Source organism: Pelomonas lactea, from assembly GCF_043555885.1.
GTDB lineage: Bacteria > Pseudomonadota > Gammaproteobacteria > Burkholderiales > Burkholderiaceae_C > Pelomonas > Pelomonas lactea.
On the sequence record NZ_JBIGHX010000012.1, the window covers coordinates 67,925 to 83,426 of the forward strand.

The following is a 15,502-nucleotide window of genomic DNA, read 5'->3' on the forward strand; positions in this document are numbered from 1 at the left end:
GGGCGCTGGCACCCCCTCGGGGGGGCGTGAGCGAAGCGAGCGTGGGGGCTTCATGATCAGGGTTCCACGCAGGCCGCGAGCGTGACGACGACGTCCACGCCCGCCTGCCAGCAGCGGCCGTCCGCCGCCTTGGCCACGGCCACGACGCGCTGGCTGCGCGCCAGCCGCATGCGGGTGCTGAACTCGGGCCTCACGGCTGCCACGGCGGCCGCGCCAAACGCGACGTGCACGACATCGGGCTCCGGGTTCAGCGGCGTGAACAGCGCCAGCCCCACCACCGGCTCGGCCGCGGCGACGCGCACCGGCACCGCGTTGCCGTTCTCCACCAGCGCGGCGATGTCGATCTGCAGCGCGCCGGGCGCGGGGTCTCGCCCGGCCCAGGCACGGATGGCGGCGCGCATCGCGTCATCGCTGGCCTGCGCGGTGGGCAGCAGCGCGAGCGCCGACGCGGCGAGCGTGAACTCGCGCCGCTTCATTTCGACAGCGTGCCCAGGTAGGCCACGAGGTCGTCCAGTTGCTGCTCGGTCAGCGCCGGCCGGCCGGCCCAGGCCGGCGCCACGTCGCGCAGGCCGTCGGTCGAGCGGAACGGCGGCATCACGGTGGCCGGGTTGAAGCGGCGCATGTCGGCGATGCGCTCCCGCAGCGCCGGCGCAGACAACCGCGCGGCGGCCGCATCCAGCGGCGGCGCCAGGTTGCCGTGGTTGGGGTCGCCGGCGGCGGTCAGCGCATGGCACAGCAGGCACAGGCTCTGCGTGCGGTCGGCCACCAGCGCGCGGCCGCGCTCGATGTCCCCCGACTCAGCGCGGGAGCACGCCACCATCAGACAGGCAAGCAGGAACGCCCTCATCACCGGCCGTGAGTCTTTGAAGCGCGGGCCGAGCGCCGGGCCGCCCCAAGCCGGCCCGTCTGGCGATGTGCTTGCCGGTCGAGCCGGCAAGCATCGCCATCCCCTCGGGGGATCGACCGGACAGACCCGCGTTCAGCGAGGTCAGGCTGGGCGAGGGGCCAACACATCACACGAGGCTGTGCTTGCTCAGCGGCAGGTCGCGGATGCGCTTGCCCGTCGCCGCGAAGATCGCGTTCAGCACGGCCGGCGCCGCCACCGCGATGGTGGGCTCGCCCACGCCGCCCCAGAAGCCGCCGGACGGCATGACGAGGGTCTCGACCGCCGGCATGTGCTCCATCTTCAGCACCGGGTAGGTGTTGAAGTTCTGCTGCTCGACGCGGCCGTCCTTCACCGTGATCTCGCCGAACAGCGCGGCCGACAGCCCGTAGACGAAGCTGCCCTCCACCTGCGCGGCGATCTGCTGCGGGTTGACGGCATGGCCGGGGTCGGTGGCGGCGACGATGCGGTGGATCTTGAGCTCGCCCTTTTTGCTCACCGACACCTCGGCGCAGGCCGCGACATAGCTGCCGAAGCCCATGATCTGCGCCAGGCCCAGGTGCCGCCCCTTCGCGCGGGGCTTGCCCCAGCCGGCCTTGGCCGCCACTGCGTTCAGCACGGCCAGGTGTTTGGGCGAGCCGGCCAGCAGCTCGCGGCGCAACGCCAGCGGGTCGCGCTTGGCGGCGTGGGCCACCTCGTCGATGAAGCACTCCAGGTAGACCGCGTTCTGGTTCAGGTTCACGCCGCGCCAGAAGCCCGGCGGCACCGTCGGGTTGCGCATCGCGTGGTCGATGAGCAGGTGCGGCACCGCATAGCCCAGCGCGCCCTCGGCGCCGCCGGCGTTCAGGCCCTGGAACACGGCCGGGTCTTTGCCATCGCGGATGTTCTGCGGAAAGATGCCCGCGACGATGCTCTGACCCGAGATGCGCATGTGCAGCGCGGTGAGCTTGCCGGCCTCGTCCAGCCCCGCCGTCAGCTTGCACTGTGTGACGGGGTGGTAGCGGCCGTGCGTCATGTCCTCCTCGCGGCTCCAGATCAGCTTGACCGGCGTGCCGGGCAGCTCCTTCGCGATGGCCACGGCCTGGCGCACCCAGTCATGCACCGCGCCGCGCCGGCCGAAGCCGCCGCCCAGGTGCAGCTTGTAGACCTCGCAGGCCGCCGGCGGAAGGCCGGACGCCTCGGACGCCGCGGCCAGCGCGGCCTCGCCGTTCTGCGTCGGCGTCCAGACCTCGCAGCGCTCGGGTGTCCACTTGGCCGTCGCGTTCATCACCTCCATCGTCGCGTGGTTCTGGTGCGGGTAGCTGTAGACGGCCTCGACCCTGCGCGCCGCGCCGGCCAGCGCGCCCTTCACGTCGCCCTGGCTGCTGCCGACGGCGGCAGTGTCCGCGTCCAGCCCGGCCTTCAGCGTGGCGGCGGTGTCGGCGCTGTTCTGCGACACGTTGACGCCCTCGTCCCAGACGATGGGCAGCGCCTCCAGCGCCATCTTGGCGCTCCACCAGGTGTCGGCCACGACGGCCACGGCCGAATCGCCGACCTTGACGACCTTCTTCACGCCCGGCCGGCCCTCGATGGCCGCGGCATCGAAGCTCTTGAGCTTGCCGCCAAACACCGGGCAGTCCTTGATGGCCGCGTTCAGCATGCCGGGCAGCTGCAGGTCCATGCCGTAGACCTGCGAGCCGTCCAGCTTGGCGCGCGTGTCCAGCCGTTTGACGGGCTTGCCGGCCAGCGTCCAGTCCTTGGCGGGCTTGAGCTGGATGTCGGCCGGCGCGGCGAGCTTGGCGGCCTCGGCGGCCAGCGAGCCGTAGCTGAGCTTCTTGCCGGCATGCAGCACCCAGCCCGAGGCCGTCTTGCATTCCACGACCGACACGTTCCACCGGTTGGCCGCGGCCTGGATCAGCAGCGCCCGCGCCAGCGCGCCGCCCTTGCGCACGTACTCGTGCGACTCGCGCACGCCGCGGCTGCCGCCGGTGCTCATGCTGCCCCAGGCGCGGTTGCGCGCGAGGTTCTGGCCCGGCGTGGGGTACTCGGTCTTCACCCTGGCCCAGTCGCACTCCAGCTCCTCGGCGACGAGCTGGGCCAGGCCGGTCAGCGTGCCCTGCCCCATCTCCGAGCGGGCGATGCGGATGACGGTGGTCTCGTCCGGCAGCACCTGCACCCAGGCGTTCAGCTCGGGCGCGGCCGCGCCGGCCTGGGCAAGACCTGGCACGTGGAAGCCCACCATCAGCCCGCCGGCAACGGCCGAGGTGGCGCTGAGGAAATCGCGTCGATTCAGCGTCGCGCTCATGCCTGGCCTCCGTCGATGACGATGGGGATCTGTTTGCGCGTCACCTGGCCGGCCGCCAGGTGGATGGCGGCACGCACGCGGTTGTAGGTGCCGCAGCGGCAGATGTTGGTCATGGCCGCGTCGATGTCGGCGTCGGTCGGCTTGGGCTTGGCCTTCAGCAGCGCCGCCGCGGCCATCAGCATGCCGCTCTGGCAGAAGCCGCACTGGGGCACGTCCAGCGCGTCCCAGGCCTTCTGCAGCGGGTGGCTGGCGTTGGGGGACAGGCCCTCGATGGTGGTGATCTTCTGCGCCGGCGTCAGCGCCGACGCGGGCATCACGCAGCTGCGCATGGCCTCACCGTCGATATGCACCGTGCAGGCGCCGCACTGCGCAACGCCGCAGCCGTACTTGGTGCCCGTGAGGCTGAGCTGCTCCCGCAGCACCCACAGCAGCGGCGTGTCGGCCTCCGCCTCGTACTGCAACCGCTTGCCGTTGACCGTCAACTCCGCCATGCCCGCTGCTCCCGTTCCGCCAACCGTGGCGGGCGGCAGACTAGCAGGGTCGGCGCCGGGCTGCCAGCCAGGCCAGCCCCGCCAGCGCCAGCCATGCGGCATTCGGCTCCGGCACGGGCTGCAGCGCCGCCGTGCCGGTCAGCGCCAGCGTGAAGTCCGGGTCCACGCCGTGCGGCACGTCCATCGTGTAGCTGGCCGTCAATGCATAGCCGTGGCCCACCCGCAGCGCCAGGTCGTGCCCGGTGCCGCCGGGCAGCAGCAGCGTGCTGGTACCGGCCGTCGTGTCGGCCAGCGTCAGCGAGAAGCTCTCGTAGGCCGACGCGGCGCGCAGCCCGTCGGCGTGCAAGGTGCCGAGCAGCGTGCCGGCCGGCAGGCCGGTGTAGGCCGGGTCCAGGTAGAACAGCATCAGGCCTTGCAGCGTCACGCGCGCCGAGGCCGGGTCGGCCGCCGCCGCCAGCGCCGACACCGCGCTGACCGTGCCGGTGAACGTGAAGCTGAAGCTGTCCGCCGCGCTGCCGGCACCGCCGAGGAAGCTGATGGCCAGGCTGCCGCTGGCCTGGTCCTTGGGCGCGCCGGAGAACGGCAGCAGCGTCACGCTGGCCGCGGCGCCACCGGCCACGCCGGGCGTCTCGATGACGGCGGTGTGCGCATCGCTGTCGGTCAGGCTGGCGGCACCCGTGAAGGCCGCCTCGGCGCTGGCGCGGGTGAAGACCTTGTTGGGCGACGCGTCGAGGATGACGGCCTGGGCCGGGCAGGCAAGCGCGGCGAACAGGGTGAAGCAGGCAAGGCGCATGGCAGGCTCCTGGGCGAAGGAGCACAGATGCTGCGTCGGCGCATGCGCCGCGGCAAGCCCCTAGGGCCTGTTAACACGACGGGAGTAGGCCGCGAAGGCCCGCCGCCAGGGGCCAATCAAGGCGCAGCGCACAGCCCGCATTGATATGCGGGCAAGCGGTGCAACGCAGAGTGGTCCCTGGCGGCGGGCCTTCCCTTCGGGTTGAGACCAAAAAGCCCGCGCGCGGCGTTGCAAATCCTCGCCGGGTGTCCAACCCGGCTGCGGTTTTCGCCTTGCTCGCGGGCTTTTTGGCCTCAACGCGGCCTGCTCCCGTCGTGCTAACAGGCCCTAGTCCTGGCGCCAGCCGCGTTGCGCCATGCAGCGCTTCTGCGCCGCCACGGCGCCGGCCGTGGCCTGCAGGCGCTGCTGCTCCTCCTGGGCCGCGCAGTGCGCGCCGGCGCAGCCGCCGGGCAACGTCATGCGCTGCTCCAGACGCGCCGTGCGCATCACGTCCTTCTCGCAGGCCGCCAGGTCGGCCTGCAGGTCGGCACTCGGGGTCTTGGGGTTGACCCAGTGGGGCGAGGCGCAGGCGCCCAGCGCGGCGCAGATCAGCAGGGGCAGGACGTTGGTGGACAGCAAGCGGGTCATGCGGGCATCTTAGAAGCCTGCACCGCGACAGCGGCCCGGCCGGGCAGGTTCCTCACCCGCGGTGCCGGGCCGCGCCGCCGGTCAGCGCGCCGGCACCACCTTCTCCACGGCGCTCCAGGGCACCAGCTTGAAGTTCTGCGGCCCGTGCGGCAGGCGCTTGTGGCCGTCCTGCACGACGAGCACGCCCTGCGCGTATGGCCCGCCGAGGTTGGCCGGCGTCAGGTCCAGCCCGTCGGTCTCCGACACGCCGTCGATGCCCAGCGCCGCGTTGGTGCCGATGGCAAACGTGCCGCGCTGCGCGAACGGCGGCTTGATGTCGTAGACGGCGTAGGAGTCGCTGCCCTGCGACGACACCACCAGCCAGCCGCGGCCCGGGTGGATGGCCAGGCCTTCGACGTCGGGCGTCAGACCCGGGCCGGCCTCGATGACCAGCTGCGGCGCGCTGCCCGGCGTGGCCAGGTCGCGGCGCCAGATGCCGCGCTTCTCCTCGCCGACGAACAGCGCCCGATTCGCCTCGTCGACGACGCAGCCCTCGGGCTGGCTGGCGAGGCGGAACTCGTCCACCGCGTCGACACGCCAGGCCTTGCCGGCCAGCCGCAGGCGCAGCTGCTGCACGCGGCCGTCCTTGTCGTTGGGGAAGACGTCCAGCCCGCCGTCGGCGTTGCGGCCCACGCAGAGGCCGTAGATGTCGTCCAGCGTCGTCTTCAACCGCGCCAGCTCGCTGACCTGGCCGGCCGGCGAGACGGCGAACAGCACCAACCCGGCCTCGTCGCGCTGCGTGGCGACGGCGAGGTCCAGCTTGCGCCCGCCGTAGATCAGGCCTTGCCGCAGGTCCACGTTGTTGATGCGGCCCACCGGCAGGAACTGGCGCTCGCGGCCGTCCAGGCCGTAGACGGCCAGGCCGCGCTTCTTGTCGGTGGCCAGGATGAGGCTGCGCGCGCCCTGCCCCGGGTGCACCCAGATGGCCGGGTCGTCGGCCGCGTCGCCGGCCTCGCGCACCGGCTGCGTCTGGCCGGTGGGCAACACGACAGCGGGCCGTGCTGCCGGCGCAGCCGCCGGGTGCTCCGCCAGCCAGGCGTCCAGCCGCGCAGTCAGCGCCTTGCCGCCCGAGGCGGCATCGGCCAGCAGCAGGCGGCGGCTCACGCGCTCGGCGTTGGCGGACAGCGCCCACAGCCCCACGTCCGGCTCGGCCACGTACAGCAGGCCCTCGGTGTCGCGCACGCGGCAGGCGCTGGGGTCCAGCGGCGTCGCGAGGCGCTGCACCGGCAAGGCCTGGTCAGCGCGGATCAGCCATTGCTCCGACAGCCCTTCCTTGCCGAGCAGGAACAGCTGCAGCAGCCCTTGCGGGTCGCGGTAGAGGCACAGCTGCGCGACGTCCACCGCCGGCGCGGGCCAGGCGGCCATGCGCGCGAGCTTGCCGCCGTCGGCGCGCCACAGCTGGATCTGGCCGCTGTCGGCGTCCTGCAGCACGGCAAACACGCCATCGTCGGCGCGCTGGTCCATGTGCTTGGCGCGGATGGCATGCCGCGCCAGCGTGCGGCCGGCGTCGTCGTGCAGCTCCAGCGCGGTCTTGGCCAGCGCAAAGCGCTCGGCATGCGCGCCGGCGGCGGCCGCCGCGAGGGCCAGGGTCAGCAACAGGCCGCGCATCAGTTCAGGCTCCACTTCAGGCCCAGCTTGACGCTGCGGCCGTACCGCTCGTACTGCGCGTTCTGCGCCGGCGTGGCCTGGTAGACGTAGTAGGCCTGGTTGGTCAGGTTGGCGGCGTCGACGGCGATCTCCAGCTGCTTGCTGACCGCGTATTTGAACGAGAAGTCCAGCCGCTTCTGGCCGTCCACGCGCAGGTCGTGGGCGGGGTCGAACACGCTGCCCACCTCGATCAGATAGGACGACTGCTGGTTCAGCGCCAGCCTCGTGTTGACGCCGTGGCCCTCCCAGCCCAGGCTGAGGTTGAAGCTGCGGTCCGACTGGCTGGGCAGGCTGATCTCGCGGCTCTTCCACACGCCGCCGTCATAACCGCCGACGCGGGCCTTGGAGCTCACGAACGTGGCGTTGGCGCCGACGATGAGACCGTTGAACGGTGCCGGCAGGCTGCGCAGCGCCTGCGCGTAGGCCAGCTCCACGCCGTGCAGCTTGGCGCTGCTGCCGTTGGCAAAGGTGTTGACCTGGCCGAAGCTCTCCCAGCCGGCGCTGCCGGCCAGGTCGGTCTGGAAGGCGAAATCGCGAATGCGCTTGGCGAAGACATAGGCCGACAGCGTGCCGTCGCGGCCCAGCCCCTGCTCGATGCCGACATCCAGGTTGCGCGAGCGCAGCGGCCTCAGGCGCGGGTTGCCCAACTCGGCCTCGTCGCCGTCCACCACCATGCCGGGCGACAGCTGCTCGAAGCTGGGCCGCACCAGCGAGTTCGTGAACGCGGCGCGCGCCAGCAGCTGGCCGCCCAGGTCCTGGCGCAGCAGCAGCGCCGGCAGCCAGTGCGTGCTGCGCGTGTCCACGGCCACGGGCGACGGCGCGCCGTCCTTCAGCGCCATGCCGCGGGCGTGGAAGCCGATGCGCTCCACACGCACGCCGCCCAGCAGCTGCAGGCCGCCGCGCTCCCAGGTGGCCTGGGCGTAGGCGGCGTCCACGTCTTCCTTGATGTCGAAGTCGCCGGTGACCGAGTCGGCCGCGTCGCGCGAGCCGGCCAGGTCCACGCCCTGCCACAGCGCGCGCGCCTTGACGGCGTCGCCGGCCGGGCCGATGGCGCTCCACGGGTAGTCCACGACGTCATTGCCGGAGATGGCCGAGAACGTCGGCGTGCCGATGGTCTTGCCCTTGAGCTTCCAGGTTTCCTGCTGGTTGTCCTTGTGGCGACGCGTGGCCTTGGCGCCCAGCTTGAATTCCAGCTCGTCGCCACCGCCCAGCTCGACGCCGCGCTTCACGTCCAGCTTCAGGTGCTCGACGCGGTCACGCGCCTCGCTGTCGCCGATCTTGAAGTTGTTGAGCTTGTAGAGCGTGGCGTCCTGCAGCGTGGCCGGGCCTTGCAGCACGGGGCGCTCGCCGTCGGTGAAGCCCAGGCCCGTGAACTTGGCGTCGAAGGCCGACGACGACAGCGCGCTGGGCGTGCTCTCCCCGGCGCGGCCGACGCCGGTCTCGGCACTGGCCTGCCAGCCGGCCACGTCCAGCTCGCCGCCCAGCGCCAGCGAGCTGGTGCGGGCCACCTCGCGGCGGTCCTTGAGCCCGCGCGACACCGTGCCGCCGCCCGTGCTGCCGGCCGCCTGCGGCGCGGAGAACGCGACCTTCATCGACTGGCGCGTCTCCTCGTCCGTGAAGCGGCTGCTGAAGCCGCGCAGGTAGAGCTGCCGGCCGGCCGCGGGCCGCCAGTCCAGGCTGGCCGCGGCGCCGACGCGCGAGCGCAGGATGGTGTAGCGGCGCAGTTCGAACGAGGCCAGCTTGCCCGCGTCCCACGCGCCGCCGGTCTCGACGTTGTCGCTGGCGAAGCGGCGCTGGTCGCTGGACAGCGCCACGGCCAGGCCTAGCGTGCCGTCGGCAAAGCGGTCGGCAAACGTCAGGCCGGCGCGTGGGCGGGTGCGGCCCAGGTTGGTGTCGTGGTTGGCGCCCAGCTCCGCACTCAGCAGCCGGCCTTTCACGTCGAAGGCCGTCAGCGTGTTGACGCGCACGCTGCCGCCCAGGCTGCTGGCGTCGACGTCGGGCGTCAGCGTCTTGTTCACTTCGAGCGAGCGGATCAGCCCGGCCGGCACCACGTCCAGCCCCGGCGCGCGGCGACCGGCCTCGGAGGCCGGCACGGTGGCGCCGTTGATGCTGACGGTGTTGTAGTCCGACCCCAGGCCGCGCACGCGCACGAAGCGGCCCTCGCCCTGGTCGCGCTCCACGGTCACGCCCGGCAGGCGGGCCAGCGCCTCGGCGGCGTTGTCGTCGGGCAGCTGGCCGATGCCGTCGGCATGCACGACGCTGAGCACGCCCTGCGCGGCGCGCTGCTTGTCCAGCGCGGACTGCAGGCTGGCGCGCTGGCCGGTGATGACGATGGTGTCCAGCTGCTGAGGTGCTGTCGTCTGCGTTTGCGCCTGGGCCGAGAAGGCCAGGCCCAGCGACAGGGCCAGCAGGCTGGGGCGGGGAAGGTGTAAGTGATGCATGGCGGAGGCCTGATGGGGAATGGCCGCGATGCTCGCGAGCCGCCATGGCGCCCGTTTGAAATGACCGTCACAAAAGCCGGTTGGCGCAGCGGCGGCACCGGCGGTGAGCCGATCCGACTCCCCCGCCGCTGCTTCCCAACGCTGTCACACGCCGTTCATACGATGGCCGCATGACCCGCCTCGCCCTGCCCGCCCCGCTCACCGGCCAGCCCCTGCGGCTGCTGGCCCGCGAACTGTTCTACCCGCTGCTGGTGCTGCTGCTGGCCGGCCTCGCGCTCGCCTTCGCGACGCTGGGCGAGCTCAAGCCCGTGGCGCAGTGGCACTGGACCGACGTCGTCAGCGAAGGCGGCATGGCGCTGATGGTGGGCGTGTGGCTGGTGTACGTGCGCGGCAGCCGCCCCGCCGGCCGCGTGACGACCTGGCTGGTGCTGGGCCTGGCGGCCATGCTGGTGGGCGAGTGGGTGGACGCGCTGGACGAGGTCTGGCGCCTGCCCAAGGCCATGCTGTGGGACAACGCGCTGGAAGGCCTGACCCCCGTGGGCATGCTGCTGCTGACCGTGGGCCTGCACCACTGGCGCCAGGAGCAGCGCGTGCTGGGCCGGCAGCTCGCGCAGCGCGAGCGCTTCCTGCGCGACCACCGCGCCGTAGACCGCGTCACGCAGCTGGCCGATGCCGGCTACATGGCCCAGCAGATCCAGCTCGAACGCGCGCTGGACCGGCCCGGCTGCGTGCTGATGCTGGGCCTGGCCGGCTTCGGCACGCTGGCCCGCGAGCAGGGCCTGCGCGGCGCCGACCATGCGCTGGAAGCCGCCAGCCTGACCCTGCTGCTGAACCTGCGCCCCGCCGACCTGCTGTGCCGCTACGCCGGCGACCGCTTCGTCGTGCTGCTGCCCGGCTGCAGCACCGCCGACGGCGAGCGCCTGGCCGGCGAGCTGACGGCCGCGCTGGCCGCACTGAGCTTCAACGGCCCCGACGGCCGGCGCCAACGCCTGCCGGTGCAGGCCGCGCTGCGCGCCACCACCGGCACGCAGCCGCCCGAACATCTGCTGCTGGACCTGCTGCAAGCGCTATGACGCTGCCCGCCCAGCTCGCGATGCTGCGCCCGGCCGACACCGCCGGCCTGCCGCCCTACGAGCTCGACACCGCCTGCCTGCCTGCCACCGACCACGCCGCGCTGCTGGCCGAGTTCGCACACCACCGCGGCGTGCCGCTGGCCTGGCCGGCGCAGCCGCTGATCTCGCCGCGCGAACTGCTGGCGCTGCTGGCGCCGCTGCGCGAGGCCGGCGCCGACAGCGCCTTCGCGCTGGGCCAGCTGCTGCTGCCCGGCCACTACGGCCTGGCCAGCCAGGCGCTGCTGCAGGCCGGCAGCCTCGTCGACATGCTGCAGGGCCTCACCCGGCATGCCGGCCGGCTCACGCCGCTGCTGACGCCGCGGCTGCTGGTGGACGACGATGAGCTCATCCTCGTCTGGACCGACGCCTGCGGCCTGCCGCCGGGGCTGCGCGGCTTCGTCGTGGACCTGCACATGAGCGCCGTCACCAGCCTGTGCGCGTGGCGCGCCGGGCGGCGGCTGCCGTGGCGCTTCAGCTTCGACCGCACCGCGCCGCGCGACCGCGCCCAGCACGCGGTACACCTGGGCACGGCGCTGCACTTCGGCTGCCAGGTGGATGCGATGCGCCTGCCGCTGGCCGACGCGCAACAGGCCTGGCCCGCCGCGCCCGGCCTGGCCGCCGCCGCGCTGGCCCGCCAGGCCGACCCGCAGGCGCTGCGCCGTGGCCTGCTGGCCGACATGGCCGACCGCCTGCTGCGCGACCCGGCCCAGCCGCCCAGCCTGGAGGCGCTGGCCGCCGGCTACGGCCAGAGCCCGGCCACCTTCAAGCGCCGGCTGGCCCGCCACGGCACGCACTACCAGGCCGAGGTGGACCGGCTGCGCGCACACGTCGCCGTCTACCTGCTGGGCCCGCGCGGCCAGGGGCGCGACACGGTGGCGCAGGCGCTGGGCTATTTCGACGGCGCCAACTTCCGCCGCTCCTTCAAGCGCTGGACCGGCCTGGCGCCGGGCGCGTGGGCAGCGGGCTGAACAGTCCAGCCGCGACCGCGGTGGCGCCCCGGTCGGCGGCCATGTCGGGTTTCGGCGCCGGCCCCCGTTTTATCGATCAGGGGCCACGTCTGCGGTGATCAATCCCGGGGACTGCGGCGCCAGCGAATGTTCCGTGTCCGAAGCAGACCCACAGGAGCCCCGCATGACACCCGCAGCGCCGCCGTTCGACATCGCCATCCCCATCTACGAGGGCGTCGACCTGATGGACGTCGCCGCGCCGGTGGAGATGTTCAGCTGGATGGCGACGCTCTGGCACGAGCGCGCGGCCACGATCTCGCTGGTGGCCCAGGACCTGCGCCCGCTCAAGACGCGGGACGGCCTGATCCTGACGCCACAACACCGTTTCAGCGACTACGGCCACGGCAAGCGCCAGGCTCAGCTGCTGTGGGTACCCGGTGGCAATCCCGCCGCGCTGAACACGCTGATGCGCGGCGGCGCCCTGTTGGACTTCCTGGAACAGCAGAGTGCGGGCGCGGGGCATGTGTGCTCTGTCTGCGAAGGCGCCTTCCTGCTGGCCGCCGCCGGACTGCTGGACGGGTTCCGCGCGACCACGCACTGGGCCTTCATCCCCTGCTTCCAGGCGTTTCCCGACATCGAGGTCGCCGAGGGCTACCCGCGCTGGGTTGTTGACGGCAACCGCATCACCGGCGGCGGCATTTCATCGGGGCTGGACGAGGCCTTGAAGGTCATCGAGATCCTCGCCGGCGAAGCCATCGCCAAGCAGGTGCAGATGAACACGCAGTACTTCCCGGAACCGCCTTTCCATCAGGTCATCCAGCCCGCCACCAGCTGTCCCCTGGACGTCCATCGCCCACGGCAGCCCTAGCGATGCGGCCGCCGCGCCGCCGGCGCTTGCCGATCCGCAAGCAAGCCTTCACCCCCGGTCCCTGGTTCCCTCAACAAGGAGAGTCTCCATGACGAACGCGTCGACTGTCAGAGTCCGCAGGTCCATCCTCGACCTGCAAAACGAGTACGACCGCGGCAACAGGAAGCCGCTGGAAGATGTGATCCGCGCCTGGAAGGGCATCCAGGAACTTCCGCCCACCGACAAGCGCTCGTTCTTCATCCTGGGCGGATACCACGGCGAGCCCTTCAACTACCGCGGCGCCGTGGATGCACTGTCTCCCACAGACATCTACACCTACTGGGGCGGCTGGTGCAACCACGGCAACGTGCTCTTCCCGACCTGGCATCGCATGTACCTCTACAAGCTCGAGGAGGCGCTGCGGACCATCGTGCCGGACGTCACGCTTCCGTTCTGGGACGAAACCAGCGAGGACGCGCTCAAGAACGGCATTCCGCGGGTGCTGACGCAGGAGAGCTTCGAGCTGGACGGCGTCGTCATCAAGAACCCGCTGCACTCGTTCAAGCTGCCCCAGGCGCTCAGCGACGACCTGCCCGGCGACAACCAGGTCTACGTGAAGCCGGCCGGCTATGAGACCGTGCGCTACCCGCTGTCGGGCCTCGTGGGCACACCCGAGGCGCGCGCGGCCACCGAGGCTCACAACCGGCAGTTCCCCGACGCCGAGCAGAACGTCAAGCTGCTGAACCAGAACGTCGTCGCCTGGCTGCAGGGCGGCAACCCGACGCCAACCCATCCGAACCCCACCGGCAACGGCGTGGCGGCGATGTTCAGCAACTGCCTGAAGGCGCCCAACTACACCGTGTTCTCGAACACGACGTCGGCCGCGCAATGGGGGCTGGACCACCCCGGCACCGTTGTCCCGCTCGAGCAGCCGCACAACGACATCCACCTCTCCGTGGGCGGCTTCGATCTGCCCGGGCAGTTCGAGTCCGGGCAGATCGCCGACGCCAACGGCGACATGGGGGAGAACAACACCGCCGGGCTGGACCCGATCTTCTTCTTCCACCACTGCAACATCGACCGGATGTTCTGGATCTGGCAGAAGCAGCATGGCGCGACGGATCAGCTGAGCGTCATCCCGGGCTATCCAGGCACCAACTCCAGCGACTCCCAGGGGCCGACGCCGGGCATCCCGCCGGGCACGGCGCTGGACCTGAACACGCCGCTCAATCCGTTCGTCAAGGACGAGTTCGGCAGCATCTGCACATCGATGGATTGCACCAACATCGAGACGCAGCTGCACTACACCTATGGCCCGGGCTCGTTCGATGACGGGATCACGCAAGTCGCCGCGCCGGACACCACCGGCAGGAAGCTCACCGTGCGCGGCATCGACCGTGCGCTCTTCGAGGGGTCCTTCGTCGTGAGTGCCCACGCCAAGGTGACGTCGGACACCGGCGCCATCACCGACTACTACCTCGGCAGCCACTCGGTGCTGAGTCGGCGCAACGTCGTGAAATGCGCCAACTGCCTGACGCATCTCGAGGTCATCGCGCATTTCCCGCTGGACGGCGTGCCCGCCGCCGATGTCGACAAGGCGCAGTTCACCATCGCCATCCAGCACCGCGGCAGCACAAAGCAGTTGCCGGGCGGCGCGACAGTGAACCTGCTGTCTATGCATGCGGGACGGCGCCTGGCTCCCCTGCCCGCCAAGCTCAAGTTCACTGCCGCCGTGCGCGCCTGAACCCCGCAGCCCACCAGGAGCGAACCCATGAGCTTTTCACCCGAGACCGGGAGCCTGGCAGGCCTCTGGACCTACCGCAGTCTCCTGAACGACCCCGACGTGGCGACCGCCTTCAACGACCTGGAATTCGGTCGCGGCCACATCGAGATCGAGAACGCCCCCATGGGGATCTTCAAGGGCCGGATCTACGGGCCGGGCTGGGAACTGCGGCTCAACGGCTCTATCGAGTACGGCAACCCTTGCAGCGTGCGCTTCCAGGGGCGCGGTGTTGTCGGCGGCGAGGAATGGGTCTACGACTACGTCGGGTACCTCAGCCCGCCCTGGCCCGCCGGCAACGCACAGCGCCCGGCGCTGGCCGGGTCAATCATCCGGACCGTCCCGCACGCGAGTGGGGCGGGCGGTGTGGCCCCGGCTGGGGTCGTCTGCTCCTGGTACGCGGTCATGACAGACCGCGCCGCCTGAGCGCGAACGCCGCATCGGCCCGGCCATGGTTCCCGCGTGGCGGCAAGCGCACACGGTCGCGGCGGCCGCCGCCCCCGCTCGGCGCGAGCGGGGAGCCGTGGCGCGGCGCGCGCTCAGCTTCGCTCTGCTAGGCCTGATCGCGGGAGAGCTGCCCGGCATGCTGCACGGCGCCACACCGCTGACCATCTGTAGCCTGGCGTGCGCCGCAGTGGGCGGCCTGGCGGGCCTCACGCTGCCGGCAGCACGGCATCGCTCGTGCGCGGGAGACAGCTGGGTGGCCTGCATGGCCGCGGTCGGCTGCGGCATGGCCGTCGACCTGGCCGGCGTCTCACCGCTGGCCCTGGCGAGCATCTGCCGCACCAACAGCGAGTGGCCATACGCCGGTGTCGCGATGCTGGAGGCGCATCTGCGTTGGTTTCCGTGGACTGCGGCGGCGATGCTGTTCACGCTGGTGCTGGAGCGCGGGCGCGCGCAGTCGCGGGTCACGCAAGCCGAGCGCGGCGGCGGGCTCGCGCGACGCGTGGCGTGGGTGCTCGTCGAGTTCGGCGCGATGCTGGCCCTGATGAGCGCGTTCATGGAAGCGGCCGCCGCCCTCGCTTTGGCGGCAAGGATGCCCTGGGCCGCCGACGGCATGGTCGCGAGCATGCTGGCCAGCATGCTGCTGTACTTGCACCTGCGGCTGGCGGCGCGCCGCGTTCAACATGCTGTGGTGCGATTCTGGAAGCACTGTCCAGTTCCAGCGAGATCGCGTGTCGCCAGGCGCTTCGGCTTGCACGCGCTGAACTCGCGGGTCAGTGCACTTCTCCACTTGATGCGCCATTGACACCGACAACTTCTGCGTCACGCGCTGCCAGTCGTGAGCCGCCTGCCGGCGCACCCGGCGGTCGCCACCTCGGTGTCAACGTGCTCGGCTGAGCGTTCAGGCGGTGAGATTCGCGGTCAAGCGCCGACCTGCGGCGCTGAAGCTGGCGTGGCTCCCCATCGCGGCAAGGCCGTCCTCACTTCGCCCAGCACCTCGACAACCTCCCCACCCGGCAGACATGTGTAGTTGCCAGCAAACCTGAAGAATCATCTAGCCCCAATGGCCGGTCTCCGTTCATAGGCCTACCGTTTGGTTTCCAGATCAAGCGGGCGAGCCGCGAAGGAGACCGGCATGGAACTGTATGCAGCCATTGACCTGCACAG

14 protein-coding genes are annotated in these 15,502 nt (G+C 71.5%); 6 read left to right on the forward strand and 8 right to left on the reverse strand.

Annotated features, from left to right (window positions below; translation table 11 throughout):
• Nucleotides 1–56: 56 nt before the first annotated feature.
• The 8 genes from ACG04Q_RS25035 to ACG04Q_RS25070 all read right to left on the reverse strand — a co-directional run bounded on the left by ACG04Q_RS25035 (nt 57) and on the right by ACG04Q_RS25070 (nt 9,205).
• Entirely contained in the window at nt 57–476 is a 420-nt protein-coding gene (locus ACG04Q_RS25035; protein WP_394514526.1) for a thiosulfate oxidation carrier protein SoxY, read from the reverse strand.
• Nucleotides 473–847 (reverse strand): sulfur oxidation c-type cytochrome SoxX, encoded by a 375-nt coding sequence (soxX, locus tag ACG04Q_RS25040; RefSeq protein ID WP_394514528.1) that lies wholly within the window; start codon nt 845–847, stop codon nt 473–475. Before soxX ends, ACG04Q_RS25035 begins: the two co-directional genes overlap by 4 nt.
• A 166-nt stretch (nt 848–1,013) precedes the next feature.
• Nucleotides 1,014–3,167: a xanthine dehydrogenase family protein molybdopterin-binding subunit gene (locus tag ACG04Q_RS25045; RefSeq protein WP_394514530.1), complete on the reverse strand. Its 2,154-nt coding sequence runs from the start codon at nt 3,165–3,167 to the stop codon at nt 1,014–1,016.
• Nucleotides 3,164–3,658 carry a (2Fe-2S)-binding protein gene (locus tag ACG04Q_RS25050; protein ID WP_394514532.1) on the reverse strand — a complete coding sequence of 165 codons (495 nt, stop codon included), beginning with the start codon at nt 3,656–3,658 and terminating at the stop codon, nt 3,164–3,166. The genes ACG04Q_RS25045 and ACG04Q_RS25050 overlap by 4 nt, the downstream gene beginning before the upstream one ends.
• 40 nt (nt 3,659–3,698) lie before the next feature.
• Nucleotides 3,699–4,451 carry a hypothetical protein gene (locus ACG04Q_RS25055; RefSeq protein ID WP_394514534.1) on the reverse strand — a complete coding sequence of 251 codons (753 nt, stop codon included), beginning with the start codon at nt 4,449–4,451 and terminating at the stop codon, nt 3,699–3,701.
• Nucleotides 4,452–4,778: 327 nt separating this feature from the next.
• Nucleotides 4,779–5,078, reverse strand: a complete 300-nt coding sequence (locus ACG04Q_RS25060) for a hypothetical protein (protein WP_394514536.1) — start codon at nt 5,076–5,078, stop codon at nt 4,779–4,781.
• Nucleotides 5,079–5,159: 81 nt separating this feature from the next.
• Nucleotides 5,160–6,725: a phytase gene (locus ACG04Q_RS25065; RefSeq protein WP_394514538.1), complete on the reverse strand. Its 1,566-nt coding sequence runs from the start codon at nt 6,723–6,725 to the stop codon at nt 5,160–5,162.
• Nucleotides 6,725–9,205 (reverse strand): TonB-dependent receptor, encoded by a 2,481-nt coding sequence (locus ACG04Q_RS25070; RefSeq protein WP_394514540.1) that lies wholly within the window; start codon nt 9,203–9,205, stop codon nt 6,725–6,727. Before ACG04Q_RS25070 ends, ACG04Q_RS25065 begins: the two co-directional genes overlap by 1 nt.
• 170 nt (nt 9,206–9,375) lie before the next feature.
• Here ACG04Q_RS25070 and ACG04Q_RS25075 point away from each other — a divergent pair, with 170 nt between their 5' ends.
• From ACG04Q_RS25075 to ACG04Q_RS25100, 6 genes are all read left to right on the forward strand, one after another.
• Nucleotides 9,376–10,278: a GGDEF domain-containing protein gene (locus ACG04Q_RS25075; RefSeq protein ID WP_394514542.1), complete on the forward strand. Its 903-nt coding sequence runs from the start codon at nt 9,376–9,378 to the stop codon at nt 10,276–10,278.
• Nucleotides 10,275–11,285 (forward strand): AraC family transcriptional regulator ligand-binding domain-containing protein, encoded by a 1,011-nt coding sequence (locus ACG04Q_RS25080; RefSeq protein WP_394514545.1) that lies wholly within the window; start codon nt 10,275–10,277, stop codon nt 11,283–11,285. The genes ACG04Q_RS25075 and ACG04Q_RS25080 overlap by 4 nt, the downstream gene beginning before the upstream one ends.
• 163 nt (nt 11,286–11,448) lie before the next feature.
• Entirely contained in the window at nt 11,449–12,132 is a 684-nt protein-coding gene (locus ACG04Q_RS25085; protein WP_394514547.1) for a DJ-1/PfpI family protein, read from the forward strand.
• Nucleotides 12,133–12,220: 88 nt separating this feature from the next.
• Nucleotides 12,221–13,855 (forward strand): tyrosinase family protein, encoded by a 1,635-nt coding sequence (locus tag ACG04Q_RS25090; protein ID WP_394514549.1) that lies wholly within the window; start codon nt 12,221–12,223, stop codon nt 13,853–13,855.
• Between the two features lie 27 nt (nt 13,856–13,882).
• Nucleotides 13,883–14,317, forward strand: coding sequence for a hypothetical protein (locus ACG04Q_RS25095; protein WP_394514551.1), 435 nt, complete (start codon nt 13,883–13,885; stop codon nt 14,315–14,317).
• A gap of 25 nt (nt 14,318–14,342) precedes the next feature.
• On the forward strand, nt 14,343–15,140 hold the full coding sequence (locus ACG04Q_RS25100; protein ID WP_394514553.1) for a hypothetical protein: 798 nt from the start codon (nt 14,343–14,345) through the stop codon (nt 15,138–15,140).
• The last annotated feature ends 362 nt before the right edge of the window (nt 15,141–15,502 follow it).

Coding starts and splice junctions, on each gene's coding strand:
- ACG04Q_RS25055 (WP_394514534.1), bottom strand. CDS start 4,451: ATGCGCCTTGCCTGCTTCACCCTGTTCGCCGCGCTTGCCTGCCCGGCC.
- ACG04Q_RS25090 (WP_394514549.1), top strand. CDS start 12,221: ATGACGAACGCGTCGACTGTCAGAGTCCGCAGGTCCATCCTCGACCTG.
- soxX (WP_394514528.1), bottom strand. CDS start 847: ATGAGGGCGTTCCTGCTTGCCTGTCTGATGGTGGCGTGCTCCCGCGCT.
- ACG04Q_RS25045 (WP_394514530.1), bottom strand. CDS start 3,167: ATGAGCGCGACGCTGAATCGACGCGATTTCCTCAGCGCCACCTCGGCC.
- ACG04Q_RS25060 (WP_394514536.1), bottom strand. CDS start 5,078: ATGACCCGCTTGCTGTCCACCAACGTCCTGCCCCTGCTGATCTGCGCC.
- ACG04Q_RS25065 (WP_394514538.1), bottom strand. CDS start 6,725: ATGCGCGGCCTGTTGCTGACCCTGGCCCTCGCGGCGGCCGCCGCCGGC.
- ACG04Q_RS25035 (WP_394514526.1), bottom strand. CDS start 476: ATGAAGCGGCGCGAGTTCACGCTCGCCGCGTCGGCGCTCGCGCTGCTG.
- ACG04Q_RS25050 (WP_394514532.1), bottom strand. CDS start 3,658: ATGGCGGAGTTGACGGTCAACGGCAAGCGGTTGCAGTACGAGGCGGAG.
- ACG04Q_RS25070 (WP_394514540.1), bottom strand. CDS start 9,205: ATGCATCACTTACACCTTCCCCGCCCCAGCCTGCTGGCCCTGTCGCTG.
- ACG04Q_RS25085 (WP_394514547.1), top strand. CDS start 11,449: ATGACACCCGCAGCGCCGCCGTTCGACATCGCCATCCCCATCTACGAG.
- ACG04Q_RS25080 (WP_394514545.1), top strand. CDS start 10,275: ATGACGCTGCCCGCCCAGCTCGCGATGCTGCGCCCGGCCGACACCGCC.
- ACG04Q_RS25095 (WP_394514551.1), top strand. CDS start 13,883: ATGAGCTTTTCACCCGAGACCGGGAGCCTGGCAGGCCTCTGGACCTAC.
- ACG04Q_RS25075 (WP_394514542.1), top strand. CDS start 9,376: ATGACCCGCCTCGCCCTGCCCGCCCCGCTCACCGGCCAGCCCCTGCGG.
- ACG04Q_RS25100 (WP_394514553.1), top strand. CDS start 14,343: ATGGTTCCCGCGTGGCGGCAAGCGCACACGGTCGCGGCGGCCGCCGCC.